This window comes from Macrococcus sp. GL_134 (assembly GCF_057834705.1).
This window is the reverse complement of sequence record NZ_CM174409.1, coordinates 873,606-899,247: the sequence shown is the minus strand read 5'-3', so window position 1 is coordinate 899,247 and position 25,642 is coordinate 873,606. Positions and strand designations below refer to the sequence as shown.

The following is a 25,642-nucleotide window of genomic DNA, read 5'->3' as shown; positions in this document are numbered from 1 at the left end:
ACGCTTTAATCATACAAGATTGCAGGATAAAAGGCGATTATTTTAATAAATTCTTTTTAAAAAAAGGTGATAAGACATTCAACTTATCACCTGGTTGTTTATAATTAAGCTTCAGTTGTTTCTTCAGTTGTTTCAGCAGCTGGAGCTTCTGTTAAATCAATGTTCTGCTCTGCAGCAACTTCTTCATCAGAAACGCCTTGTTTCGCTTCTAAGATAGCGTCAGCCATTTTACCAGTTAATAATTTAACGGCACGAATTGCATCGTCGTTTGCAGGGATAACATAGTCGATTTCGTCTGGATCACAGTTAGTGTCGACGATTCCTACGATAGGAATGTGTAATTTTTTCGCTTCAGCGATTGCGTTACGTTCTTTACGTGGGTCAACAACAAAGATTGCAGATGGCATAGATTTCATATCGCGAATACCGCCTAAGAATTTGATCAGACGATCGTATTCTTTTTTAAGTTCTACAACTTCTTTTTTAGGAAGAACGTCAAAAGTACCGTCCGCTTCCATTTTTTCGATTTCAGCAATACGTTTCACACGTTTGTTGATTGTTTTGTAGTTAGTCAATGTTCCACCTAACCAACGTTGGTTGATGTAGAATTGACCTGAGCGTTCTGCTTCTTCTTTGATTGCTTCCTGCGCTTGTTTTTTAGTACCGACGAATAATACAGTACCGCCTTCTTCAGCAACAGATTTCATGAAGTTGTACGCTTCTTCAACTTTCTTCACTGTTTTTTGAAGGTCGATGATGTAAATACCATTTCTTTCAGTGAAGATATATTTCTTCATTTTTGGGTTCCAGCGGCGTGTTTGATGACCGAAGTGAACACCAGCTTCTAACAATTGTTTCATTGAGATAACTGCCATTTTAATTTTCCTCCTAGTGGTTTATTCCGCCATTACAGGCAATTTTGACAACAACTTAAGCTGCACCAATCAAAATACTTATCTGTAATGTGTGAATTAGCTTTTTGAAAGCCGTCTATTAATATAACATACTGTTCCCGCTAAAACAAGTTTTTTAAGCTGCAAATTAATGACTGTTAGCGAGCTCATCCAGGAACTGTTCTTTTTTAATTTTAATGAACGTTCCTTTCATACCTAATGAACGGGATTCGATCACTCCGGCACTTTCTAATTTACGAAGCGCATTGACAATGACTGAACGCGTAATTCCTACACGGTCTGCTACTTTAGAAGCAACGAGCAGTCCTTCTGTCGCATTCAATTCTTCAAAAATATGTTCAATCGCTTCTTTTTCAGAATAAGATAAAGAGTTGATAGCCATCGTAATGGCTGCTTTATCGCGGGCAATCTGTTCTATTTCTGTATGTTTTTCACGCAGAATTTCCATTCCGACAACTGTGGCTGCGTACTCCCCTAATACAAGATCGTTATCATCATAGTTTTTGTCGATACGACCTAGTACAAGCGTCCCAAGTCGCTCACCGCCCCCTTTAATCGGGATGATGGTTGTCTGACTGTCTTTAAACAACTCATCATTTTCAGTTGGGAACACAGTCAATCGATTGGATAACGGAATGTCAGATACTGTTTCTTCGACATCAAGCAGCCAGTCTGTGTATTCCATCGGTAGCTGCCTATCTTCCAGCATTTTAATAAGACGTTCATTCTTCAGCAGTTCATTGACCCCAAACCCCAAAATCTTCCCTTTTCTTGAGAGGATAAAAACATTTGACTGCATCACGCTGCCCAGATGGTCCGCCATTTCCTTAAAGTCAACAGCAAGCCCTTTATGTTCCTGTAATAATTTGTTGATCTCACGTGTTCTCGTTAATAAGTTCATTTTAATTCTCCTTTTTATAAGATAAATTCACTTAAGTTTTTATTTTTCGAAATCGAACCTAGTTTTGATTCGACGTATTGCTTCGTAATATCCACACGCGCATGAGGCATTTCAGATGCTTCATATGAAAGGTCTTCAAGCATTTTGTCAATGACTGTATGAAGGCGTCTTGCGCCGATATTATCAGTCTCCTGATTGACTTCATAAGCAATCTCAGCAAGCCTTGTAATCGCATCATCTGTGAAATTGATCGCCACATCTTCTGTAGCGAGCAGACTTTCGTATTGTTTTAACAGCGACTGTTTCGGCTCACGAAGAATCTTCTCAAAATCTTCGACCGTCAATTTATCCAGCTCCACTCTAATCGGAAAACGTCCTTGCAGCTCCGGAATTAAATCACTCGGTTTTGACACATGGAAAGCACCTGCACCAATGAAGAGAATATGCTCGGTGTTCACTGCGCCGTATTTAGTCTGGACGACACTTCCTTCGACAATCGGCAGTATATCTCGCTGTACGCCTTGACGGGAAACATCCTGGCCACTATTGGATGAACCGGCAATTTTATCGATTTCATCGATAAATACGATTCCCATCTGTTCAGTCAATTGTACGGCTTCCTGATTGACTGACACTTGATCGATCAGTTTTGATGCTTCTTCATCAATGAGAATAGGTCGTGCTTTGGCGACTGTTAATCGGCGTTCAATTTTCTTTTTAGGCATCATCTGGCTCAGCATGTCCTGCATATGATTGTCCATACCGGGCATAAGCATCGGTTGTTCCTGCTCCACTTTGATGACAACTTCCTCTTGTTCAAGTTGGTGTGCTGACAACTTCATACGGATATCACGGCGTTTAGAACTGATCTCTGCCGTCACTTCTTCTGCATCACTTTGTTCAGCAAACGGAAATTGCCCGCCGAACAGCGATTCAAACGGATTATTTTGTGCCTGCTGTTTCTTTTTCATGGCTGGCACCAGCAGCTTCACAAGTCTTTCTTCTGCTCGTTTCTCCGCTTCTGCGAGAACTTCTTTCTTTTTCTCCGCTTGAATCAACCGGACACCATTCTCCATCAGGTCGCGGATCATACTTTCGACATCGCGACCGACGTATCCAACTTCTGTATACTTTGTCGCCTCCACTTTGACAAACGGCGCGCCGACAAGCTTTGCCATCCGTCTCGCAATCTCTGTCTTCCCGACACCAGTCGGTCCAATCATCAGTATATTCTTCGGGATGATTTCCTGTTGCAGATGAGCGTCCAGCAGTGAGCGCCGGTACCGGTTACGAAGGCTGATTGCCACTTTTTTCTTCGCTTCTTCCTGACCGATAATATGCTGGTTGAGTTCATTGACAATTTCTTTCGGCGTCATTTTCATTTGATTGTTCATGATGCCTCCTTATAATTCTTCAACAATAATATTGTGATTTGTAAAGACACAGATGTCTGCAGCGGTCTCAAGACTTGCTTCTGCTATTTCCCTTGCCGTGAGTTGGGGCGCATGCTTCTTCAAGGCACGACCGGCACTGAGAGCATAGTTACCGCCTGACCCGATAGCAATAATATCGTCATCTGGTTGAATGACCTCTCCTGTACCACTGACAAGCAGCAGCTCTTTGTCATTCATCACAATCAGCATGGCTTCCAGCTGTCTCAACATTTTATCACCGCGCCATTCTTTAGCGAGTTCAACTGCAGCTCGTGATAAATTACCGTCGTATTCATACAGTTTTGCTTCGAACTTTTCAAATAGTGTGAACGCATCTGCAACGCTGCCGGCAAACCCGGCGACGACTTGATTATCAAACAGGCGTCTTACTTTCTTTGCTGTTGCTTTCATGATGACTTGTTCACCTAATGTCACTTGTCCATCACCGCTCATCGCAGACTGTCCGTTATGTTTAATCGCAAAAATAGTTGTTGCATGCATTGCCAAAATGATTCTCTCCTTTATGCACGTGGATGTGCATTCAAATAAGTTTGTCTAAGATGTTCTTTCGTTACATGCGTGTAACGTCCTGTTGTCGATAAGTTCACGTGTCCTAGTAGACCCTGTACCGTTCTGAGATCTGCACCTTCGTTCAATAGATGGGTGGCAAATGTATGACGCATTTTGTGTGGATGTATCTCAGACACATTACCGGCGCGTTTGATGATCTGATCAAGAATATATCTGACGCCTCTTGCTGTCAGCGGCTCTCCTAGATGATTGACGAACAGGAAATCATGGTCATGCGCAAGCTGCTGCCTCACCGGAAAATAATCCCGTAAACTTTTTAAGGCGAATGTGCCGAAAGGAACCATACGCTCTTTGCTGCCTTTTCCAAGTACTTTTATCATCATCAACTCTTCATCGATATCAGTCAGTTTCAGGTTAACAAGTTCTGATACCCGTATTCCAGTGGCATAGAGCAGTTCCATAATGAGCTGGTCACGCTTATGAAGCGGCTTACCTTGATCTATCTCTGCAAACAGCTGTGTCATTTCTTCTTCATAGAAAAAGGAAGGTAAGTACTGCTCCTTTTTAGGGTGAACCAGTGCATCAAATGGATTAACTGCCTCTTTATCCAACTGGATGAATCGATAGAACGTTTTTAAGCTGGATATTTTACGGGATACAGACGACCGTGTCAGTTTTTGTTCATATAAATAGACTAAATAACCCCGCGCATGTTGATAGCTGAACGTTTCAAGATTCAATCCTTCACGGTTTAGATAGTCTATAAATGATCGGACATCATGGTCATATGCGATAAGCGTATGGACAGAAAAATTCTTTTCGTTCTTTAAGTAATCAGCGAACGCGTTTAATTGACTTTCCACTACGCCACCTCCAGTTATCTGAATTGTATCACAATTCAGATTTCTTTAACAATCGAAACTATAACGTCACTTTAAATTGTTCAAGACTCTCAAGTGCACGAGCAGCAAGAGCCTCGTATCGTTCTTTTTTATCTTTAATACGGCTGTCGAGCGGTGGTAATAAACCGAAATTCGCATTCATCGGCTGGAAGTTCTTGCTATTGGTATGCGTAATGTAATAAGCCATTGCACCGATCATTGTTTTCTCAGGGAATGTAATAGGCTTCACCCCTGATAATAGTTTTGCCGCATTAATTCCTACAATCAAACCGCTCGCTGCACTTTCAACGTAGCCTTCAACTCCGGTCATCTGTCCCGCCAGGAACAAATCTTCCTTCCCTTTGAACTGATAGGTCTGTTCAAGATTCGTCGGAGAGTTGATGAAAGTATTGCGGTGCATGACACCGTATCTGACAATATCCACATTTTCCAGGCCAGGAATGAGCTGCAGTACTTCTTTTTGCGCGCCCCACTTCAGATGTGTCTGGAAGCCGACGATATTATATAATGTACCTGCTGCATCATCTTGGCGCAGCTGAACGACAGCATACGGCCGTTTTCCGGTTTTTGGATCCTCCAGCCCTACTGGTTTCATCGGGCCGAACAATAATGTTTTCTTACCGCGACGTGCCATCTCTTCAAACGGCATACAGCCTTCAAAGTAAATTTCTTTCTCAAATTCTTTTAACGGGACGACATCTGCTGCCAGTAATGCCTCATAAAAACGATCGAACTCTTCTTCCGTCATCGGACAATTTAAATAAGCGGCTTCACCTTTGTCATAACGTGACTTCAAATACACTTTGTCCATATCGATGGATTCTTTTTCAACGATAGGGGCTGCTGCATCATAGAAGTACAAATGACTCTGACCTGTCATCTCCTGGATGCTCTTAGATAGATGTTCAGTTGTCAGCGGTCCTGTCGCTATAATGGTAGGACCGTCAGGGACTTCATTGATTTCTTCGTTGATCACCGTAATATTCTCGTGATTTCTCAAAGTATCCGTAATATAGCCGCTGAACTCATGACGGTCAACTGCTAAAGCACCTCCAGCAGGAACGCTTGCACTGTCTGCAGCCTTGATGATCAATGAATCAAGACGACGCATCTCTTCTTTCAGGACACCGACACCATTCGTCAGCGCATTACCACGCAATGAATTCGAGCAGACAAGCTCTGCAAACTTATCCGTATGGTGGGCAGGTGTTTGTTTCACCGGACGCATTTCATATAAATCGACTTTGATACCACGCTTTGCAAGTTGATAAGCTGCCTCTGAACCAGCCAGCCCGGCACCAATCACATTAATTTTAGACATTGTAATTCCTCCTTGTATCCTCAATGATTGTAATATATTCTGACAATTAAATAAACCTTTAAATCCTATGAAGTCAAATTGATGACGACATAATGAAACCCTCCAGGGAAATTTCCTGAAGGGCCTATTGATTATTGTGCTTTTTCCTCATATTCACAATTAGGACAAGCGACCTGCATCGTCTTACCTTTTTTGCGTTCTACAAGCTGTGTATCACATTTCGGACATTGGCGTGCGACAGGTTTATCCCATGAAATGAAATCACATTCCGGAAAGTTCGTACAGCCATAGAAGATTCTATTCTTTTTAGACTTACGTTCTACCACTTCACCGTCTTTACATTTCGGACATGGGACACCGATAGATTTGACAATTGCTTTCGTATTACGACAGTCAGGAAAATTGGAGCACGCCATGAATTTCCCGTAGCGGCCCATTTTAATGACCATCGGCGATCCACATTTCTCACAATCTTCTCCTGCCGGTTCATCTTTGATTTCAATCTTTTCCATCTCAGCTTCTGCCCGGTCGACATGCAGCTTGAAATCACCATAGAATGTTTCAATGACTTTCTTCCAGGAGATCTCCCCGTTAGCCACTCTATCAAGCAGTGCTTCCATATTGGCTGTAAAATCAACATCAATAATTTCAGGAAAATATTCTTTCACTGATTCATTGACAATGATACCCAGTTCGGTCGGGAAAAATTTCTTCTGATCGATTTTGACATAATTCCGTTTCGTAATTGTATCAATCGTCGGCGCATAAGTAGATGGCCGACCGATTCCTTTTTCCTCAAGTGTCTTTACAAGTCTTGCTTCTGTATAGCGGGGCGGCGGTTGAGTGAAATGCTGATTTTCATCGATGTTAACTGCTTTGACCTGATCGCCGACTGTTAGTTCCGGCAGTCTGTTCTCGCCTTCTTCTTCGGCGTCATCTTGACCTTCTACATAGACACTCATAAATCCTTTAAATTTAATCGTCTGACCGTTCGCTCTGAATTTAATAGGTCCTTGCACTAAATCCACTGCGACTGTATCAATCACTGCTGCTGCCATTTGACTTGCCATAAAGCGCTCCCAGATTAACTTGTACAATCTTAACTGGTCTCTTGATAAGTAAGCTTTCATCTCTGTCGGTGTCCGAAGTGCAGACGTTGGACGAATGGCTTCATGGGCATCCTGTGCTCCAGCTTTCTGTCCTGCTGACTTTCGTTTTGACAAGTACTGCTCACCGAACTTTTCTTTGATGTAACCTGCTGCTTCAGTTTTTGCCGTATCAGAAATTCGGGTGGAGTCTGTTCTCATGTAAGTAATCAGACCCACTGTTCCTTGTTTCTTCAAATCGATACCTTCGTACAGCTGTTGCGCAAGCATCATCGTTTTGCGAGCTTTAAAGTTCAGCTTGCGCGCTGCTTCCTGCTGCAGACTGGATGTCGTAAATGGATTCGCAGGATTTCTCAGCTTCTCTTTTTTAGTGACGTCTGTCACATTAAACTGATCAGAAGACAACTGCTTGACAATCGCTTTGACATCCTGTTTGTTATGAAGTTTTGTCGGCTTATTGTTTTCGTGTAGAAACTTCGCTTTGAACGTCACACCTTGATGTTCAAACTGACCATCAATAGTCCAGTATTCTTCAGGCTTAAACGCACTGATTTCTTCTTCACGGTCAATAATCAGCTTCAGTGCGACAGATTGTACGCGACCGGCTGACAGACCTTTTTTGACTTTCTTCCATAGTACAGGCGAAATGTTATAGCCTACAAGGCGGTCTAATGCTCGTCTTGCCTGCTGTGCATCCACGAGCTCGTGTTGAATGGCACGCGGCGACTTAAAACTTTCTTTGACTGCGTCTTTCGTAATTTCATTAAATACAACACGTGACTTTGCGTTTTCATCGATATCCAGTAAATGTGCTAAATGCCAGGCAATCGCTTCACCTTCGCGGTCCGGGTCACTTGCCAGGTAAACATGCTTTGCTTTTTTAGCATGTTTTTTCAGTTCCTGAACAACAGGCCCTTTTCCGCGAATTGTAATATATCTTGGCTCAAAATCATTTTCAACGTCAATGCCCATCTGACTGCGCGGTAAATCCCGAACATGTCCCATAGAGGCAATGACCTTATATTTTTTTCCCAAATATTTTTCAATGGTTTTTGCTTTTGCAGGCGATTCAACAATGACAAGATTCTCTGCCAATTGTATCTCCCCTTTGCTTATGACTGTTTCGTTATTCAAGTGTAAATGATAACGGTACTTACAAATAGTTGTCAATTATTAAATGTTATAACTGCTCTAAGACTGATAATCTTCTAGTATGTCGACGACCGACAGACAAGGCTTTGCACCTTCTGAAATTCTTAAATTACAACCTTCTGAATAGACGCTTGTTATCGGCCCTGGAAGGCAGTAGACGTTTCTATTCTGATCGAGCGCCTGATCGCATGTGATCAGGCTGCCGCTCCGTTTCTTCGCCTCCGTTATGAAAGTCCCTCTGCAGAGTCCACTGATAATTCGGTTGCGTTCAGGAAACTGCCATGCGCGTGATGTGATGTGCGGCGGATATTCACTGATGACCAGTTGATGCTGCTCCATATATTTCCTGAGCAGCCGCGTCTCCTCCGGATAATGAAAGTCATGACCAAATCCAAGCACTCCAATAGTTTTCCCGTGGTGATGAACGGCGAGAATGTGAGCATCAGAGTCTGTTCCTTTAGCGAGTCCACTGACGATGACAACTTGGTGCCGGACCAGCTCAGGTATAAACTGATCCAGCACTGTCCTCGTATACGACGTACGCTCTCTTCCTCCGACGACTGCAAGGCAATGAGGTTCAGTCAAATAGTTTAGATGACCTTTGCAGAACAGCAGTAAAGGATAATCATAGAGTTCTAGCAGCAGCTGTGGATATCCAGGATCACTATAGAAGAGCGGAACAATTCCTTTCCGCTGTAAATCCTCTCTGATCTGACCGGCATCCAGCAAATTCATACGACTGAGCTTAGCATGCATTTTGGCATCTGCAAATTCTGACAGCAGCATTTCATATTTTAACTGAATATAATTAAAACAACCGAATCGCTCTTTAAATCTGTGGAGCTGACCGGTTGTAAATCCGGCATAGATTAATTTTAAGATCATATCTTGTTCCATCATATTTATCACCTCATTCTTATCATAAGACCGATAAGTTGAGAAAGTGTAAATTCGTCGATAAGAATAGTAAATTATCCATTGAAATCGAAAAAAATAGTCGCTGTTTTATCAACTGTCCACTAAAATTTGGTACATAAAAAAACTTTTCATCGCTGACATAACAAGTGTCTGCGATGAAAAGTGCTATGAGAAGTCTTTTCCTGAAATTATTGTGTCACTGTCAGACATTTTTCGTAAAGACCATCTTCTTCTTTGATGCGTTCTACTAATGTAGAACCAATGTCTGATGGAGTGGCAGCTGTCTTAATGCCTGCTGCATTCATTGCTTTAATTTTTTCTGAAGCTGTTCCTTTACCGCCAGAAATGATGGCACCTGCATGGCCCATACGTTTTCCAGGAGGTGCTGTTTGTCCACCGATGAAGCCGACAACAGGTTTTGTCATGTTCGCTTTCACCCATTCTGCTGCTTCTTCTTCTGCAGTACCACCGATTTCACCAATCATGACGACCGCGAGTGTTTCAGGATCGTTATTGAATGCTTCTAAGCAGTCGATGAAGTCAGTACCGTTGACTGGGTCGCCACCGATACCTACTGCTGTTGTCTGACCGATACCTAATTGTGTCAACTGGTGAACCGCTTCATAAGTCAGTGTTCCAGAACGTGATACAACGCCGACATGACCTTTTTTGTGAATATAGCCCGGCATAATACCGATCTTACATTCATCAGCAGTGATCACACCTGGACAGTTAGGACCGACTAAGCGTGTAGATTTGCCTTTCATATAACGTTTCACCTTGACCATGTCAAGAACCGGAATATGTTCAGTGATACAAATAGCAAGCTCAAGTTCTGCATCGACACATTCTACAATCGCATCTGCTGCAAATGGTGCCGGCACATAGATAACAGATACAGTTGCACCTGTTGCTTCCACTGCTTCTTCAACCGTATTGAAGACAGGTACGCCTTCAACTTCCATGCCGCCTTTACCAGGAGTCACTCCTGCAACGATCTGTGTACCGTATTCAAGCATTTGTTTTGTATGGAAAAGCGCAGTTGCGCCAGTAATCCCTTGTACTAATACTTTCGTATTTTTATCAATAAATACTCCCACAAATTTCTCCCCGCTTCCTATTCAGCTTCTTTTACTAATTCAACGATTTTTTGAGCGCCTTCAGCCATTGTCCCTGCAGGTGTAATCGCTAAACCGGAATTGCTAAGAATTTCTTTACCTTGATCGACGTTCGTACCTTCAAGACGAACAACCAGCGGAATTGTCAGTTCTAATTCTTTCGCTGCTGCAACGACACCTTCAGCAATGACATCACATTTCATGATACCGCCGAAAATGTTGACGAAAATACCTTCTACTTTTTCATCACCTAAAATGATTTTGAAAGCTTCTGTTACTTTCTCTTTCGTTGCGCCGCCCCCTACATCCAGGAAGTTCGCGGGATTACCGCCGAAGTGATTGATCGTATCCATCGTTGCCATCGCAAGACCTGCCCCGTTAACCATACAGCCGATGTTGCCATCCAATGCAATGTATGCAAGGTCATATTTAGACGCTTCGATTTCTTTTGGATCTTCTTCTTCAAGGTCACGTAATTCAACGATATCTTTGTGACGGTATAATGCGTTCGCATCGAAGTTGATTTTTGCATCCAGTGCCAGAACGTCACCTGAACCCGTAGTTACAAGAGGATTGATTTCGATGATTGATGCATCTTTTTTGATGAAGACATCATATAAACCGAGCATGATTTTAACTGCTTTGTTTACAGATTCTTTCGGAATATTGATATTGAAAGCAAGTCTTCTTGCCTGGTACGGCATTAAGCCTGTCACAGGATCAATGACTTCCTTGAAGATTTTTTCTGGGTTTGTTTCTGCAACTTCCTCAATTTCAGTACCGCCTTCTTCTGACCCCATTAACACGACTGAGTCAGTCGCACGGTCAAGGACGAAACCTAAGTAGTATTCCTTTTTAATATCGCAGCCTTCTTCAACAAGTAAACGTTTTACTTCTTTACCTTCTGGACCCGTCTGGTGTGTTACCAGCACTTTACCAAGAAGCTCTTTCGCGTATGCCTTCACTTCATCAAGATTTTTAGCAATTTTAACTCCGCCCGCTTTGCCGCGACCCCCGGCATGAATCTGTGCTTTAACAACATAGACACCAGGATTTAATTCTTTTGCTACTTTGACAGCTTCTTCAGGTGTATAAGCCACTGAACCGTTTGGCACAGCTACACCCATTGAGCGAAAAATTTCTTTTCCTTGATACTCATGGATATTCATTTTCCATCCTCCTAAAATACGGGTTAAATTCTGCTTACGTAGCAATTATAGAAAATGAAAGCGTTATTGTAAACCGTATCGAGCGATAAATTCTGATTTTAATGGTGTATTATCATACTCTTGACCGGTTCGAATGTCTGACGATGAATCGGTGTAATTCCGAGTTTCCGGAGACCTTCCAAATGTTTCTTTGTGCCATAACCTGCATTGTTTTTGAAATCATATCCGCTGTACTCTCTGTCATATGACGCCATCAACCGGTCACGATATTCTTTCGCAATGATGCTCGCGGCTCCGATGGATACACTCTTCTCATCACCTTTAATGATCGATTCTTCAACAAGACCTGTCTCAAGCTTCATGGCATCAATCAGCAGCACAGTCGGTTGAATTGACAAACCTTGAACAGCTCTTCTCATCGCAAGTTTACTCGCTTCGTATATGTTGATGGCATCAATCTCTTCCACTGAAGCCATACCAATGGCATAATCACGAACAGATTCCAGCAGCTGCTGCTCGATGTCCTGACGTTTCTCTCGGGATAGTTTTTTGGAATCCGTCAAGCCTGGGTAATAATGACCTTCTTCAAGTATCACTGCACACGCAACGACCGGACCAGCAAGCGGTCCACGCCCTACTTCATCAATCCCACAGATAATATGCCCGGCATACTGATCTTCATAGGCACTGGCTGTCTGATAGTTCAGCCGCTCCAAACGGTCGCGCTCCAGTTGTTTCAGTCGTTGACCGATCAATTTTTTGGCACCTATCCGTGCCTCTGTCTTATACATATCACGGATAACGTATTCGTCTGTTAATTCTGATAGATATATTTTAAAGTCACTAAGCTTCATCGGACAGCTCTGCATTCTGGTTCAACTCATCAACTCGGTCAAACGTGTAGCGTCCGAACTTGGCATTTCTGATTTCTCTGATGACCAATTCAATCACAGACTCGTAATCCACTTCGCCGCCTTTATTTTTCATGCCGCGACTTTTGCCGATTGCATCAAATAATTCGATATAAGGTGCATCCGCGGTCACTTCGATATTATAGTGCTTATTCAGTGTGGCAAGATCATACGTCTGAACAAACTCCAGGCCGTAGATAGCCACTTCGTCCAGATGGACAATATTGTCTTTAATGGCTCCTGTCAAACTCAGCTTTTTGCCAACGAGCTGGTCTTCAAATTTTGGCCAGAGTATCCCTGGTGTGTCGAGCAGTTCCAGTACTTTCCCTACTTTGATCCATTGCTGCTTTTTCGTTACGCCCGGCGTATTTCCGGTTTTAGCAATAGACTTTTTGGCGAGTCGATTAATAAGCGTCGATTTTCCGACGTTTGGAATACCGACAATCATCGCTCTGATGGCACGAGGACGGAGTCCTTTTGCAGCAAGACGGTCAAATTTTTCTTTTGTGACATGTTCTGCTGCCTTGACGACTTTGTCTAGATTTTTACCATTTTTAGCATCGAGCATCACCGGATAGATGCCCTGTTTCTCAAAGTGACTCATCCATTTCTGTGTCTCGCGCGGATCAGCCATATCCATCTTGTTCAGCAGCACTACTCTCGGCTTATCCTTAATGACTTCATCAATCATTGGATTTCTCGATGAATAAGGAATACGTGCATCCAGAAGTTCGAACACGCAGTCGACCATTTTGAGTTGTTCAGTTACTTCCCGTCTTGCTTTGGCCATATGTCCCGGGAACCATTGTATTGTCATATAACGACCTCTTTTCTTTATATATTCTCATTATCATTTATACTTAAAATGTACTATAATTAATTATTCGTTTCATCTAAAATTCACGGAGTCATAAGGAGTCATTATGAAACTTTCACTCATCGTACCAATATATAATGAAGAAAAAAATATTGAACGACTCTACTATACTATCATAAAAATAGCTGAACAAAATGACTATTGCTATGAAATAATTCTAGTTAATGATGGCTCACGCGATCATTCACTTCTTGTCATTGAAAACCTCGCTCTAAAAGACCACCATGTGAAGTACATATCGTTTACGCGGAATTTCGGCAAAGAATCAGCAATGCTTGCCGGCCTGGAAGCAGCAAGCGGCGATGCTGCCATCATCATGGATGCTGATCTGCAGCACCCCCCTGAACTCATCCCTGATTTTGTCAGAGAATATCAAGCAGGCTATGATCAAGTCGTTGCCAGACGGAACAGAACCGGTGAATCCTTAGTACGCCGACTCCCGACGACACTCTACTATTCACTGATCAATCGTGCAGTCGATGTTAAACTGACAGACGGTGAAGGTGATTTCAGACTGCTGTCACGACCAGTGATAGATGCCATTTTGTCGCTGGACGAATACAATCGATTTTCTAAAGGCATTTTCGACTGGGTAGGGTTTTCCAAGCAGACGATCAGTTTCGATAATGTCGCACGCGAAAACGGTACGTCGTCCTTTTCACTGTTTAAATTACTGGACTATGCTATTGACGGCATTTTAAGCTATAACAATAAACCACTGCGCATCTGTTTTTATTTTGGCGCGTTTACACTTGCGTTATCATTAGCTTATATCATAGTGACGCTTGTTCAGATTATGCGGTCTGGTATTGATGAACCGGGCTATTTCACTATTATATCCGCTATACTATTTCTAGGCGGCGTCCAGTTGTTCAGCCTCGGTATTATTGGTGAATACATCGGCAAGATATATTACGAAACTAAAAGGCGCCCTCATTATTTGATTGAGCAGACTAATATAGACGAGGATCAGACATGATCAAACATGCTTTTGTCAGATTCGTTATTGTTGGTCTTATCAATACGTTGAATTATTATATCGTTTATGTCGGGCTGCTGAACTTCGGTCTGCCCTATATGGTCAGCCATATTGCAGCGTTTCTTTCAGCATTCATTGTCTCTTATTTGCTGAACTGTCACTATGTCTATCAAGTGAAACCGACATTACAAACATTACTTCAGTTTCCGTTAACACAAATTGTAAATGTCGGGCTTCAAAGTATCCTGCTCTATTTATTGGTCACCGTCCTGAATCTCAAAGCTGTATATGCGCCGTTTCCTGCACTCGTTGTTACTGTGCCCATCACTTACTGGCTGTCAAAAAAAATACTGACTAAGGAGACCTCATGAAATTATATAAATGCGCCCCCCAGTTATTCAATGTACTGATTTTTATCGGATTAGCTGTTATCGGTCATAGTTTCTATATCTATCGTTTTCTTCAGGATGGCACGATCTTTACGGGTCCTAATGACGGTCTTGAACAAATGCTGCCGATGCAGCTTTATTTGTATCAAAAAATAACATCCGGAAAATGGTTCTATGATATGGATTTTGGTCTTGGTGGTGATTTTTATACGGACCTCGCCTATTACTATTCTACTTCTGTTGTCTTTTTCATCAATGTCATCTGCGTCAAATATCTTGATATCTTCTTGAATTTAAAAACCGATACGATTCAGTTCTGGGCAGTCAATGCCTTCTATATTTCTATTGCTAAGTCAGCTGCAGCGATGTATGTCACTTACGCTTATTTAAGATATATCAAAGTCAATCATTTATCTGCTATACTCGGCGCATTTTTATTTTTGACATCAGCTATTTATTTCCGCTTCACATTGTACTGGTCGTTCTTTTCGGATGTCTTCATCTTCCTTCCGATGCTGCTGCTCGGCATTGAACGATATATCCAGCAAGGCAAAAAAGGGGTATTCATTACAGCCGCTGCTCTGACTTTTATCAATAATTTCTATTTTTCTTATTATCAAGTATTGTTTGGCGTTGTTTACTTTTTAATTCGTCATATTTTCAGGGCACCCGACGATCAAACATCGCGTCTTCATCAGTGGACTGGATTCATTGTCATGTCCGTGCTCGGTCTCGGCATTTCCATGTTCAGTTTTTTCTACGGGGTCAAAGGGTTCTTACAGAACGACCGCGCCCCTTTTGACGATCCGATTCAACTATTCAGCAAGATGGATCAGCATGCCAATATTTTCTATGACAATTATCTCGTCATTGTTTTATACATCACGATACAGTCACTGCTGACATTTAAATTCTACAAACATTATTTCTATCGTCTGTTCGCTTTAATGACTCTCGCATTGATTTATTTAAGCTTCATGCCGTTTATCGATTCAGTGTTCAATGGTTTTTCAGCGCCTCAAAAACGCTGGCATTATTTATTGACCTTTTTCTCAAGCGGACTGATCGCACTTTATATCGCCCGTTTTAAAACCATTTCACTGCAGAATTATATATACTCGGTAATACCTGGACTGATCATTGTCATACTCAGCTATATGTATATCGACAAAAAAGTCGATTGGATCTGGTTTTTGCCGGTCACTACGTTGTTAGGGCTGCTAGTATTACTGGCAAAGGAGCAGTCACTGAAACAGGCAGCTTATATCGGTTTGATACTCTCCGTAGTATGTCTGGACCTCGTTGTCGTGAAAGATCACAATATATACGATAATTATAATCCCGGCATCAATGACCGGGCGAAGATGTCTTATATCGAGTCAAGTGTCTACAATTCCGCACAACAGCAGCACATTATCGATGATTTAAGAACACAGCTGAAACCCGGGGAACGGATTGACTGGCGGGTGCTTGAGCAGGATAATACACCGATGTATCAGAGCTTCAACGGGGTCAGTCTATATTCCAGTATATTCGACGGAAATATCATTGATTTTTATTATAATCAGCTGAAGATCAATATAAAGGAAGAATCCATCAGCCGCTATGCAGCCTTTCAGGAAAGAAGCAATCTTGAATCTCTTTTCAATGTGCGCTTTTTAGTTCGTAAAGATTATCAAAAACAAATTCCTGAAAATTTTAAACTGATTAAAACAGAAGGAAGCTACAAAGTCTATGAGAATATGCTGATGATGCCTGTAGTCAGAATCACTAATAATATTACTCAGGCCGGGACATTGAATGAACCCATTGACCGTGAGCATGCGATGCTTGAGGGGATTGTCTTAAACGATACAGCGACTAATTATCAGCTGCCCGCTTCAGCCAATCTGCTCAGTCAGTCGCGGGTCGTTCCGAGCGGTGCCAGCTGGCTGAAAGAAAATAGTGAGCTGAAAGTCGATCCACCAAGCGGCGGTATCGTTGTCACTTTGCCGAAAGAGGCAGTCAAGCAGTATAAAGACTTCTATATTGATATGGACGTCACGTTGATTTCTGATGAGAGCAATATCCAGATCAACGTGAACGGCTATGCTAATAACCGCCTGTTCAGAACAAGTAAATACCGGACGCACCAAGACAATCTGCTCTATCGCGTCAAGCCGAAGAACGGAAAAATCCTCATCGGAATGACGCACGGCACTTATCGATTTAAGATCAACGGGATATACGGTGAGGACTACAGCACATTGACAAAAGCAGCGGGCAGTAACAATCACCTCTTCAGCGAAGACGGGAATCAGATGACTGTCACACTGAACAATCCTAAGGACGGCTACTTGCTGACACCGATTGTCTATCGAGACGGCTTAACAGCAACTGTCGACGGCAGACGTGTGCCTGTTGAGCGGGCCAATTACTTGATGAGTGCTGTCAAAGTAGCCAGCGACAATCATGAAGTCACATTTAAGTATACGCCGCCTTATTTTTACTGGATGCTACTGCTGTCGCTGATTTCTCTGTTGTTGAGTATCGTCTATAGCTATTCTGACAAATGGTTGAACAAAAGGAAGGCACATGATGAGGTATCTTAAAAGAATTCCAGTCAAATTACTGTTAATATGTCTGCTATTGTCACTGCTGTCACATAGTGTTGTTATCTATCGTTTTTTTGCTGATGGCACTCTTTTCACTGGTAAAGGGGACGGACTTGCTCAAATGATTCCCTTTCAGATGTATTTGTATGAACAATTTTCACAGTTCAATTTTTTTTATGATATGGGATTTGGTATCGGTGGTGACTTTTTCAGAAGTCTTGCCTATTATTATGCCACTTCTCCTATCTCATATATTTATTTCATCATTGTTTATGTGCTAGATCTGTTTTTACCGCTGAAAACACAGTCAGTAGATTTCTGGGCGGTGAATCAACTGACTGTCTCCATCGTCAAATTGACTGCCATCATCTATGTCATGTATCGGATGCTGCGCTACTTCGGGATTAACCGTTATGCCAGTATGACTGGAGCTATGCTGTACAGTTATTCAACAGTCTATTTTTTCTTCACGTTCACATGGAGCTTTTTCAGTGATGTCATGCTCTATTTACCGCTCACTATTTTAGGAATGGAACGTTTTTTCCATGAGAAGAAAATCGGGCTGTTTATCGTCGGCATTGCCCTCACACTGCACTCTAATTTTTACTTCAGTTATTATGAATTTATCTTTGTGTCATTCTATTTCTTTTACCGGATAATCTATCAAAAGCGTACTGATATCGTCCCTACTATGACCAAAGTCTATGTGCTGGTGTCAGCGGCTGTCATTGCACTCATGATTGCGGCAGTCGGTTTTTCAACAGGTGTAACCAGTTATTTGATGAACGACCGGACACTGCCTCCCCTTTCAATCAAGCCATTCATAGATTTTATCATTCATTACAATCTGTTCTATGATGGTTATTATGTCGTCATCCCGCTGCTCACTGTGATGGCGTTAACTACGTTCAAGCTGTACCGGAATTATACATTCAGATTGTTTGCGGTCATTTCATGCATTTTCTTAGCAGGTTCATTATCACCGCTGTTTGACAGTCTCTTCAATGGATTTTCAATCGATCAGCGCCGCTGGGTATATTTACTCGTCTTCTCAGCAGCAGCTGTCTCTGCTGTATACTTGCAGCATGTGATGACTCTGACTAAGAAAGACCTGTTGATTTCATTAATACCAGTCGCTTTGATTTATCCGTTGTCCATTATTGGAACAGGTAAGTGGCTGACGTGGCTCGTATTCATCCCTGTCATTATCATTTTATTGTTTATCGTCAGGCGTCTTCAAACTAATCTTGCTTATGTGTTGCTGATAGGCGTCATCATATACAGTAACTTCTTCTTTGTTCACGACTATATCACGGAGCAGATGGATACACTCCATCCCGCAAACATCAGAAATATGGACTTTATACAGTCACATAACTATAACAGTGATGTCCAGCAGAAGATGATTGAAGCAGTGACAAAAGAATACTCGTCTGAACGGCTTGACTGGCAGACTTCTGCCACTCACAATACACCGATGTATCAGCACTTTAACGGTATTAAGCTGTACTCAAGTATTTTTGATAAAGACATCTATCAGTTTTACGACAAAGAATTGAATATCACTATGAGTACTGATAGCAATAGTATTTATTACCAGCTCGGAGAACGTGCCAATCTGTATGCGTTATTCAACGTCAATCATTCTCTGCGTACTACCAATCTTGCGACGCTGCCTTATGGCTTCACTGTGAAAGACCAGCAGACAGATGGAGACCATACATTGACGATGTACGAAAACAGCAATAAGCTGCCCGTCGTCAGAGTAACCAACGAAATATATTCACCTGATGCCCTTCATACTCCTATTGACCGTGAACATGCCATGCTGTCTGGTGTTGTACTGGAAGATGTACAGCCGACATCTCAGCTGACGCATCAACCTAACTTATTGGATCGTGCACATGTTCAGTATAACCATGCGACGATGAACGGCACGGAACTAGTCGTTGAGCAGGATCAAGGCGGGCTGACGATGACGCTTGATACTGAAACGGTGAAACGCTACCGTGACTTCTATATAGATGCTAGTATTGAGCTGCTCAGTCCAAGTAAATACCATTATGTCTGGTTCAATGAAATGTATCAGTCAAGAAAGCCGCTGGATGATGATTACCGGCGATTCAATCCAAGAATTACAATGAAAGTCAAAGCGGATAGTGCGATTCAATTAAAGCTGATGCAGGGTCAATACCGTGTGACTATTAACGGGATATACGGTGAGGACTACAGCACACTCGAGCGTGCAGCCGCAGAACCGTCAAATCACCAGCTGAAGCAGCAAAGAAACAAGCTGATTGTCAATCTGGATGACCATGACAGCGGTTATGCTGTCATACCTACTCCTTATTTGACAGGGATGCGTGCTAAAGTAGATGGCAAATCAGCTGATGTCATGGAAGGTAACTATTTGATGACTGCGGTCAAAGTACCCGCTAGTGCAGAGGAAATCAGCCTCCAGTATACGCCGCCGTGGTTCCATGTCATGCAGCTGATCAGTATTATCGGAATGATCTTAGCTGTATGGTTTTCAAGAAAACTGTTCTTGAGACAATGGTTCAAACATGAGCAGCAAGCAGTGTCCATGCGAAATGATATTGATTATCTTGAACCTGAGCAGATGCTTGACGAAACTCATCAAAATTAACAGAACCAGCACTGCTGGTTCTTTATCTTTCAACAAAAAAGACAGCCCTTGATTTAACAAGGGCTGTCTTTTGCACCATATGCTTTTATTAGCGAATTTCTTTAATACGAGCCGCTTTACCGCGAAGGCTGCGTAAGTAGTAAAGTTTCGCACGACGTACTTTACCACGACGTAATACTTCTAACTTCTCGATTTTTGGAGTGTGTACTGGGAAAGTACGTTCTACACCCACACCGTAAGAGATCTTACGAACCGTGAAAGTTTCAGAGATACCGCCGCCACGACGTTTGATAACAACACCTTCGTATAACTGAACACGTTCGCGAGTTCCCTCTACGATACGTACGTGTACACGTACTGTGTCACCAGGACGGAATGATGGTAGGTCTGTACGCAATTGGTCTTTAGTAATTGCATCGATTAATTGGTTATTCATATTTTCTTCTCCTTCTGCCTATGTTCTTAAATCGTTTAATTCAGCGGACCATAGTGATTGTTGTGTTTTCACACTTTTAATATCATACCACATTATATATTGGCTATCAACATATAATATTAACTTTCTTCATAACCTAATGTCATTAAAAATTTGAGATCTTTTTCAGTGAGCGGATAGTCCTCCAGCAGATCCGGCCGGCGTTCCCATGTCCGTTTCAGCGACTGTTCATGACGCCACTGTTCGATGCGCTGATGATTTCCACTCATCAGAACGTCCGGCACCGTCATCCCTTCGTAGTCGAACGGTCTAGTATAGTGCGGGTGTTCGAGCAGTCCTGATGAAAATGAATCTTCTTCATGTGACACCTGGTTGCCAAGGACATCTGGAATCAGTCTGACAATCGCATCAGTCATCGTCATCGCAGCAAGTTCACCACCGGTCAGCACGAAGTCACCCAGCGAAATCTCGTCAGTCACCAGCTCTGTACGAATGCGTTCATCGTAACCTTCGTAATGCCCGCAGATGAATACGATATGTTCTGCTTGTGCCAGTTCTTCTGCCTTCTGCTGATTGAACGGTCTGCCTTGCGGGCACATGAGGACGACGCGTGTCTGTTCGGTCGTCTCTAGTGCCTTCATCGCATTGAAGATAGGTTCCGGCTTCAGCACCATCCCCTGTCCGCCGCCGTATGGATAGTCATCCACCTGTGCGTGTTTATTAAAGGCATAGTCCCGAAAATTCACAGTGTTCAACGTAACAATACCTTTATCTTGAGACCGCTTCATAATGGAATGGTTCAATGTGTCAAACATCTCAGGAAACAGCGTCAAATAATCAATTCTCACGATAACAAGCCGTCCATCGCTTCGATTTCAATCGTCTTGTTGTCGATATCCACTGTTTTTACGACATCTTCAATGTAAGGGATCAAATGTTCCTTACTACCTTTGACGACCCATACATCGTTGGCACCTGTTTCAATAATATCAGTGACGCGGCCGATGGGCTCACCGTCATTGAATACCGTGCAGCCGATAATATCATGATAGTAGTATTCATGTTCAGCAAGTTCAATCTCCACCTGCTCAATCTCCTGGAAGACATCTGCCCCTTTGTACTTCTCGACTAAATTGATATTTTCAAGCCCCTCAAACTGCAGCAGATGAAAGTTCTTATGGACGCGGTACGTTTTGATCTTCACTATATTTTCTTCCGTGCCGGACTGAATCAACAGTTCATTTCCCGGCTGAAAGCGTTCAGCAGTAAAATCTGATTGTGATAATACTTTGACTTCCCCTTTGATGCCATGCATATTGACGATTTTGCCGACATTGACTTTCATCCTATAACCTCCTATTAAAAAAAGGGCACCGCACGGGCACCCTTAATCAATTTCTACAAACACTCTTTTGCCATTCTCGCTGCGATTGGCTGCCAGAGTCCGAATCGCTTTCGCAATACGTCCCTGCCTGCCGATCACCTTGCCTGTATCATCAGGGTTTACACTCAAATAATACGTCACACTATTAGGATGTTCTTCCTTTGAAATGTGAATTTCTTCAGGAAAATCGACGAGTGGTTCAATGATAGTTTGTAATAATTTTTCCATTATTACTTCGCGATTTTAGAGTTATGGAATTTCTCCATAATTCCTTGCGTAGATAAAATGTTACGTACAGTATCAGTTGGTTTTGCACCATCAGCCAACCATTTTAAAGCTAATTCTTCATCAACTTTGATTTCTGCTGCCGGTTTCGCAACTGGATTGTAAGTTCCGATTGCTTCGATGATACGTCCGTCACGAGGCGCGCGAGCGTCTGCAACTACGATACGGTAGAACGGGTTTCTTTTTGAACCCATACGTGTTAAACGAATTTTAACTGCCATAATAATATCTCTCCATTTCATTTCTTAATCTCAAGTACATACTATAACAGGATATTTAATGTCTGTAAAGTGTTTTTTCTTTACATCTTAACCGTTAAAGAAATGTGACAGAAATTCAAACGTTATCACCCGCCATGCAACCCATTAGAAAAACGACCCTAATCCTGTTATCTTAAAAATAACAGGAATTGATTTATTTTGACAGCGAAGGAGGAATGATACTTGGACAAACCGCTGAAATGGAAAGGATGGGTGATAACATGTTTGACGCTCGTCATTATTCTCATGATCTCTTCAGTCACTGTCATCGGCTACCGGGTAAGCAGTGTCTATACACATCTGACCGATCCAGCTCAGACAGTGGCAGCTGATCAGACTTATCTGAACAGTGTCGGCTTCGATAAGGAAGAATTTTTAAGCCGCTATGACAATAGGACAGTGACATTGAACTCCTCTGAATATGACCATACCTTTGACGGTCACTTATTCTCACCGAAAACCAGCTCTAAAGGAACCGTTGTCATGGCACATGGTCTAGGCGGATCAAAGCAATCTGTCTATCCAGTGGCAGCCTTGTTTCTTGATATGGGTTACGCCGTTTTTGCTATTGACCTGCCGAATGCCGAATCAAGCACTAGTAGGTTGAATACATTTGGTGTACGAGAGAGCTATGACGTTCTTGATGCTGTTCGTTATATATCAGAAAAGAGCGATAAGGCGCTTATATTATGGGGAATGTCTTATGGCGGTGCAGCGGCGGCCATTGCCGCAGGAAGAGACGATAGTGACATTGACTACCTTATTCTTGATTCTCCGCTCGGTGACCCTGAATACATGATTGACAAAGGACTCGACTTTATTGAGCAGTCCTCTCCTGTCTCACCGGAACTACTGAAACGTGCAAGTGATTTGTATACAACAGGGCGCTACGGATTTTCCATTAAATCGATGAATGCAGCAGCATGGCTCAGCCAATCTTCAATACCTGTGCTCGTTTTATCATCAGATAGTGATGAGGTCACACCACTGTTCATGGCTGAAGCATTGTATAATGCTTCCCATCATCAAGACAGCAGACTTATCAAATTTCATGACGTCTCACATGCCATGATGTATTATGAAGAGCCAAAACAGTATACCCAAGCCATCAATCAATTTCTGAACTAAAATAAGCGCCCGAGAATTCGGCGCTTATTATTCGTTCGGATGGTTCTCTCAATCCGATATTTTCTATGAACGGTTTCTTTCCTTAACATGATTCAAGAAGAAGCCGGCAGTGTTTTGATAAAGAAAAGCAGCACCACTGTCTGTAGAAACAGCATGACACAAAGCCCTATCCGCACATATAAATGATCAACCATGTAGATTGAAAATCCGACGACGATGTAGACACTGATCAACAGTTCTATTTTCTTTCGCATCGTATAACCGCGGTACAATCTGAAGTCTTCCACATAAGACTGGTAGGCCTTCGTCTGAATAAGCCAGTCATGAAACCGGGTGGAGCTTCTGGCAAAACACAAAGCAGCCAGCAGAAGAAAAGGCGTGGTCGGCAATAGCGGCATGACAACGCCGATAAACCCGAGAACAGTGCTGATAGTCCCTATGATCAATAGAATCATCCTCATCTCCTGCATTCCTCCTTTTTCTTCATTTTAACATGTCATTATGCGGGAAGCCTTAAAAAAATACACCTAATACTTTAGGTGTACTTAAAAATTATTTCTGACGGAAGTAATCATCTACAATCGGTTTGACCTGCTCGCCGTATAATTTAATGGCTTTCATCGTTTTGTGATGCGGCATTGACCCCATCGGCAGATGAATCATGAAGCGGTCTAGTCCCAATCCTTCTACAGTCGCGATGATTTTTTGTGCAACACGTTCTGGCCCCCCGATATAAAGCGCCCCGCGTTCAATTTCATGCATATAAGCTTCCTCTGAATAAGGAGCCCAGCCGCGTTCTTTCGCAAGAATGTTATGACTCGCAGCCGTCGGTGGATAATATTCACGGAATGCTTCTTCATCTGTTTCAGCGATGTAACCCCATGAATGCGTTGCAATCTTCAGTGCACTCTTATCGACACCACTACTCTCTGCAGCTGCTTTGTAGACCGCAATATTTTGACGGAAACGAAGCGGGCTGCCACCAATGATGGCATAAGTAATCGGTAATCCAAGTGCACCCGCTCGGTAAGACGATTCAGGCGTCCCACCTGTTGCGAGATATATCGGCAGCTTCTCTTGCACTGCTCTCGGATAAATCCCTTTGTTGTCTATCGGCTGACGCGTAGAACCAGACCAGCTTACGGTCTCATGGTCGTTGATTTCCATCAATAGATTCAATTTTTCTTCATATAATAATTCGTAATCATTGAGGTCATACCCGAACAATGGAAACGACTCAATAAACGAGCCGCGACCCGCCATAATCTCTGCGCGGCCGTTGGATAACGCATCGAGCGTCGCGAACCTTTGATACACACGGACCGGGTCATCAGAAGACAATACCGTCACAGCAGAAGACAGCCGGATGTGATTGGTCTGAGTCGCAGCAGCCGCAAGTACAGTCACAGGATCTGATACAGCATAGTCTGCACGGTGATGTTCTCCTAAACCATATATATCAAGACCTACTTCGTCAGCCAGTTTAATCTCTTCAACGATATTTCTAATCCGTTCATCAGCAGAAATCTTCTCCTGAATCCCGTCCGGTGTATGAATCGCGTTATTATCTCCGAATGATGTAATCCCTAGTTCAATTTTCAATAGAATACCTCTTTCTAGTATAATTAATATATATAATATAAATTATATACTAAAAAGATAAGATATCAACTGAAATGTGCAGAGTGAGACGGACATGTTACTTTTGTTATCTTAACTATTCTTCTAAATAGTAAATTAATGATGTATCCTACTGAAATTTTAGATATATATTATTTTAATCAGTGATCTATTATTTTATCATCCCAAAATAAAAAGTCGCTGATGATCATACTCAGTGACTTTAGTAGGACTATGAATTAACGACGGGTAGTATCATCTGATTGAACTTCTGACTTATGTTCTTTTCCAGCCGCTTTTGCAGCAGCCTTCTTCATATTCTTTCTTGCTGTATCAAACTTACTTTCATTACTACCTTTAGACGCAGCATCTTTTGTCGGCCACGGCGTCTGATTCTTTTTCAAGTCAGTATACTGATTGAATAGATTTGCCATCGTTATCACTCATTTCATATTTAATAATTCATTATAAACGAAAAGCTGGTATTCGTATAGTCAGCGATGGAGAAAGTAAAAACCACCGAAGCCGTTAGTTCCGTGGCTATACTTACATGAAGTATGGCAAAGAATAATGAAAGCCTACTTTCTTAGATTAACAATATCTATTCACATAGAAATTGTCCAACTAAGTGTAGACGATTCAAAGTGTAGACGATTCAAATTGAAAA

The 25,642-nt window shown here is 42.3% G+C and carries 25 protein-coding genes; 5 read left to right on the top strand and 20 right to left on the bottom strand.

What is annotated here, in order from left to right:
- Positions 1 to 104: 104 nt before the first annotated feature.
- The 12 genes from rpsB to ylqF all read right to left on the bottom strand — a co-directional run bounded on the left by rpsB (position 105) and on the right by ylqF (position 13,193).
- Entirely contained in the window at positions 105 to 875 is a 771-nt protein-coding gene (gene rpsB / locus AC3IPL_RS04590) for a 30S ribosomal protein S2 (RefSeq protein ID WP_489242070.1), read from the bottom strand.
- Between the two features lie 166 nt (positions 876 to 1,041).
- Positions 1,042 to 1,815, bottom strand: a complete 774-nt coding sequence (gene codY, locus AC3IPL_RS04585; protein WP_489242069.1) for a GTP-sensing pleiotropic transcriptional regulator CodY — start codon at positions 1,813 to 1,815, stop codon at positions 1,042 to 1,044.
- A 14-nt stretch (positions 1,816 to 1,829) separates the two neighbouring features.
- Positions 1,830 to 3,209, bottom strand: coding sequence for an ATP-dependent protease ATPase subunit HslU (hslU, locus tag AC3IPL_RS04580; RefSeq protein WP_489242068.1), 1,380 nt, complete (start codon positions 3,207 to 3,209; stop codon positions 1,830 to 1,832).
- A gap of 9 nt (positions 3,210 to 3,218) precedes the next feature.
- Positions 3,219 to 3,749, bottom strand: a complete 531-nt coding sequence (gene hslV / locus AC3IPL_RS04575) for an ATP-dependent protease subunit HslV (protein ID WP_489242269.1) — start codon at positions 3,747 to 3,749, stop codon at positions 3,219 to 3,221.
- A gap of 20 nt (positions 3,750 to 3,769) precedes the next feature.
- On the bottom strand, positions 3,770 to 4,642 hold the full coding sequence (gene xerA, locus AC3IPL_RS04570; protein WP_489242066.1) for a site-specific tyrosine recombinase/integron integrase: 873 nt from the start codon (positions 4,640 to 4,642) through the stop codon (positions 3,770 to 3,772).
- Positions 4,643 to 4,700: 58 nt separating this feature from the next.
- The gene (gene trmFO, locus AC3IPL_RS04565; protein WP_489242065.1) at positions 4,701 to 6,002 is read right to left on the bottom strand and encodes an FADH(2)-oxidizing methylenetetrahydrofolate--tRNA-(uracil(54)-C(5))-methyltransferase TrmFO; all 1,302 of its coding nucleotides are present in this window, start codon (positions 6,000 to 6,002) and stop codon (positions 4,701 to 4,703) included.
- Positions 6,003 to 6,133: 131 nt separating this feature from the next.
- The gene (gene topA / locus AC3IPL_RS04560) at positions 6,134 to 8,209 is read right to left on the bottom strand and encodes a type I DNA topoisomerase (protein ID WP_489242267.1); all 2,076 of its coding nucleotides are present in this window, start codon (positions 8,207 to 8,209) and stop codon (positions 6,134 to 6,136) included.
- A gap of 90 nt (positions 8,210 to 8,299) precedes the next feature.
- Positions 8,300 to 9,160, bottom strand: a complete 861-nt coding sequence (gene dprA / locus AC3IPL_RS04555; RefSeq protein ID WP_489242064.1) for a DNA-processing protein DprA — start codon at positions 9,158 to 9,160, stop codon at positions 8,300 to 8,302.
- A gap of 206 nt (positions 9,161 to 9,366) precedes the next feature.
- A complete protein-coding gene (gene sucD, locus AC3IPL_RS04550) occupies positions 9,367 to 10,278 on the bottom strand; it encodes a succinate--CoA ligase subunit alpha (RefSeq protein ID WP_489242063.1) in 912 nt (303 codons plus the stop codon).
- A 17-nt stretch (positions 10,279 to 10,295) separates the two neighbouring features.
- Positions 10,296 to 11,465: an ADP-forming succinate--CoA ligase subunit beta gene (sucC, locus tag AC3IPL_RS04545; RefSeq protein ID WP_489242061.1), complete on the bottom strand. Its 1,170-nt coding sequence runs from the start codon at positions 11,463 to 11,465 to the stop codon at positions 10,296 to 10,298.
- A gap of 98 nt (positions 11,466 to 11,563) precedes the next feature.
- The gene (gene rnhB, locus AC3IPL_RS04540) at positions 11,564 to 12,319 is read right to left on the bottom strand and encodes a ribonuclease HII (RefSeq protein ID WP_489242060.1); all 756 of its coding nucleotides are present in this window, start codon (positions 12,317 to 12,319) and stop codon (positions 11,564 to 11,566) included.
- On the bottom strand, positions 12,309 to 13,193 hold the full coding sequence (ylqF, locus tag AC3IPL_RS04535) for a ribosome biogenesis GTPase YlqF (protein ID WP_489242059.1): 885 nt from the start codon (positions 13,191 to 13,193) through the stop codon (positions 12,309 to 12,311). The genes rnhB and ylqF overlap by 11 nt, the downstream gene beginning before the upstream one ends.
- 106 nt (positions 13,194 to 13,299) lie before the next feature.
- Here ylqF and AC3IPL_RS04530 point away from each other — a divergent pair, with 106 nt between their 5' ends.
- Genes AC3IPL_RS04530 through AC3IPL_RS04515 form a run of 4 tightly spaced genes read left to right on the top strand, consistent with a single transcriptional unit; the run spans position 13,300 to position 19,862 of the window.
- Positions 13,300 to 14,232 (top strand): glycosyltransferase family 2 protein, encoded by a 933-nt coding sequence (locus AC3IPL_RS04530; protein WP_489242057.1) that lies wholly within the window; start codon positions 13,300 to 13,302, stop codon positions 14,230 to 14,232.
- The gene (locus AC3IPL_RS04525) at positions 14,229 to 14,603 is read left to right on the top strand and encodes a GtrA family protein (protein WP_489242055.1); all 375 of its coding nucleotides are present in this window, start codon (positions 14,229 to 14,231) and stop codon (positions 14,601 to 14,603) included. The genes AC3IPL_RS04530 and AC3IPL_RS04525 overlap by 4 nt, the downstream gene beginning before the upstream one ends.
- The gene (locus AC3IPL_RS04520) at positions 14,600 to 17,212 is read left to right on the top strand and encodes a YfhO family protein (protein WP_489242053.1); all 2,613 of its coding nucleotides are present in this window, start codon (positions 14,600 to 14,602) and stop codon (positions 17,210 to 17,212) included. The genes AC3IPL_RS04525 and AC3IPL_RS04520 overlap by 4 nt, the downstream gene beginning before the upstream one ends.
- Positions 17,196 to 19,862 (top strand): YfhO family protein, encoded by a 2,667-nt coding sequence (locus tag AC3IPL_RS04515; RefSeq protein ID WP_489242052.1) that lies wholly within the window; start codon positions 17,196 to 17,198, stop codon positions 19,860 to 19,862. The genes AC3IPL_RS04520 and AC3IPL_RS04515 overlap by 17 nt, the downstream gene beginning before the upstream one ends.
- Before the next feature lie 88 nt (positions 19,863 to 19,950).
- Here AC3IPL_RS04515 and rplS read toward each other — a convergent pair whose 3' ends face one another.
- The 5 genes from rplS to rpsP form a co-directional block, all read right to left on the bottom strand.
- Positions 19,951 to 20,298 (bottom strand): 50S ribosomal protein L19, encoded by a 348-nt coding sequence (rplS, locus tag AC3IPL_RS04510; RefSeq protein WP_149459724.1) that lies wholly within the window; start codon positions 20,296 to 20,298, stop codon positions 19,951 to 19,953.
- Positions 20,299 to 20,417: 119 nt separating this feature from the next.
- On the bottom strand, positions 20,418 to 21,146 hold the full coding sequence (trmD, locus tag AC3IPL_RS04505; protein ID WP_489242050.1) for a tRNA (guanosine(37)-N1)-methyltransferase TrmD: 729 nt from the start codon (positions 21,144 to 21,146) through the stop codon (positions 20,418 to 20,420).
- Positions 21,143 to 21,643, bottom strand: coding sequence for a ribosome maturation factor RimM (gene rimM, locus AC3IPL_RS04500; RefSeq protein WP_489242048.1), 501 nt, complete (start codon positions 21,641 to 21,643; stop codon positions 21,143 to 21,145). Before rimM ends, trmD begins: the two co-directional genes overlap by 4 nt.
- Positions 21,644 to 21,685: 42 nt before the next feature.
- A complete protein-coding gene (locus tag AC3IPL_RS04495; protein ID WP_489242046.1) occupies positions 21,686 to 21,910 on the bottom strand; it encodes a KH domain-containing protein in 225 nt (74 codons plus the stop codon).
- A 2-nt stretch (positions 21,911 to 21,912) separates the two neighbouring features.
- Positions 21,913 to 22,188, bottom strand: a complete 276-nt coding sequence (gene rpsP, locus AC3IPL_RS04490; protein WP_489242044.1) for a 30S ribosomal protein S16 — start codon at positions 22,186 to 22,188, stop codon at positions 21,913 to 21,915.
- 222 nt (positions 22,189 to 22,410) lie between these two features.
- Here rpsP and AC3IPL_RS04485 point away from each other — a divergent pair, with 222 nt between their 5' ends.
- A complete protein-coding gene (locus AC3IPL_RS04485; protein ID WP_489242042.1) occupies positions 22,411 to 23,355 on the top strand; it encodes an alpha/beta hydrolase in 945 nt (314 codons plus the stop codon).
- Between the two features lie 92 nt (positions 23,356 to 23,447).
- Here the strand turns inward: AC3IPL_RS04485 and AC3IPL_RS04480 are convergent, their stop codons facing one another.
- The 3 genes from AC3IPL_RS04480 to AC3IPL_RS04470 all read right to left on the bottom strand — a co-directional run bounded on the left by AC3IPL_RS04480 (position 23,448) and on the right by AC3IPL_RS04470 (position 25,409).
- Positions 23,448 to 23,816: a YbaN family protein gene (locus AC3IPL_RS04480; RefSeq protein ID WP_489242040.1), complete on the bottom strand. Its 369-nt coding sequence runs from the start codon at positions 23,814 to 23,816 to the stop codon at positions 23,448 to 23,450.
- Between the two features lie 91 nt (positions 23,817 to 23,907).
- Positions 23,908 to 24,957, bottom strand: coding sequence for an LLM class flavin-dependent oxidoreductase (locus AC3IPL_RS04475; protein ID WP_489242038.1), 1,050 nt, complete (start codon positions 24,955 to 24,957; stop codon positions 23,908 to 23,910).
- 257 nt (positions 24,958 to 25,214) lie between these two features.
- On the bottom strand, positions 25,215 to 25,409 hold the full coding sequence (locus tag AC3IPL_RS04470) for a hypothetical protein (protein WP_489242036.1): 195 nt from the start codon (positions 25,407 to 25,409) through the stop codon (positions 25,215 to 25,217).
- Positions 25,410 to 25,642 lie beyond the last annotated feature (233 nt).

Excerpts from the sequence above, each read along its gene's own strand:
- rnhB (WP_489242060.1), bottom strand. The coding sequence starts at position 12,319 with ATGAAGCTTAGTGACTTTAAAATATATCTATCAGAATTAACAGACGAA.
- hslU (WP_489242068.1), bottom strand. The coding sequence starts at position 3,209 with ATGAACAATCAAATGAAAATGACGCCGAAAGAAATTGTCAATGAACTC.
- AC3IPL_RS04480 (WP_489242040.1), bottom strand. The coding sequence starts at position 23,816 with ATGAGGATGATTCTATTGATCATAGGGACTATCAGCACTGTTCTCGGG.
- AC3IPL_RS04470 (WP_489242036.1), bottom strand. The coding sequence starts at position 25,409 with ATGGCAAATCTATTCAATCAGTATACTGACTTGAAAAAGAATCAGACG.
- AC3IPL_RS04530 (WP_489242057.1), top strand. The coding sequence starts at position 13,300 with ATGAAACTTTCACTCATCGTACCAATATATAATGAAGAAAAAAATATT.
- sucC (WP_489242061.1), bottom strand. The coding sequence starts at position 11,465 with ATGAATATCCATGAGTATCAAGGAAAAGAAATTTTTCGCTCAATGGGT.
- rplS (WP_149459724.1), bottom strand. The coding sequence starts at position 20,298 with ATGAATAACCAATTAATCGATGCAATTACTAAAGACCAATTGCGTACA.
- AC3IPL_RS04525 (WP_489242055.1), top strand. The coding sequence starts at position 14,229 with ATGATCAAACATGCTTTTGTCAGATTCGTTATTGTTGGTCTTATCAAT.
- trmFO (WP_489242065.1), bottom strand. The coding sequence starts at position 6,002 with ATGTCTAAAATTAATGTGATTGGTGCCGGGCTGGCTGGTTCAGAGGCA.
- ylqF (WP_489242059.1), bottom strand. The coding sequence starts at position 13,193 with ATGACAATACAATGGTTCCCGGGACATATGGCCAAAGCAAGACGGGAA.
- AC3IPL_RS04520 (WP_489242053.1), top strand. The coding sequence starts at position 14,600 with ATGAAATTATATAAATGCGCCCCCCAGTTATTCAATGTACTGATTTTT.
- hslV (WP_489242269.1), bottom strand. The coding sequence starts at position 3,749 with ATGCATGCAACAACTATTTTTGCGATTAAACATAACGGACAGTCTGCG.
- AC3IPL_RS04495 (WP_489242046.1), bottom strand. The coding sequence starts at position 21,910 with ATGGAAAAATTATTACAAACTATCATTGAACCACTCGTCGATTTTCCT.
- dprA (WP_489242064.1), bottom strand. The coding sequence starts at position 9,160 with ATGATGGAACAAGATATGATCTTAAAATTAATCTATGCCGGATTTACA.
- rpsB (WP_489242070.1), bottom strand. The coding sequence starts at position 875 with ATGGCAGTTATCTCAATGAAACAATTGTTAGAAGCTGGTGTTCACTTC.
- rimM (WP_489242048.1), bottom strand. The coding sequence starts at position 21,643 with ATGAAAGTCAATGTCGGCAAAATCGTCAATATGCATGGCATCAAAGGG.
- rpsP (WP_489242044.1), bottom strand. The coding sequence starts at position 22,188 with ATGGCAGTTAAAATTCGTTTAACACGTATGGGTTCAAAAAGAAACCCG.
- AC3IPL_RS04515 (WP_489242052.1), top strand. The coding sequence starts at position 17,196 with ATGATGAGGTATCTTAAAAGAATTCCAGTCAAATTACTGTTAATATGT.
- codY (WP_489242069.1), bottom strand. The coding sequence starts at position 1,815 with ATGAACTTATTAACGAGAACACGTGAGATCAACAAATTATTACAGGAA.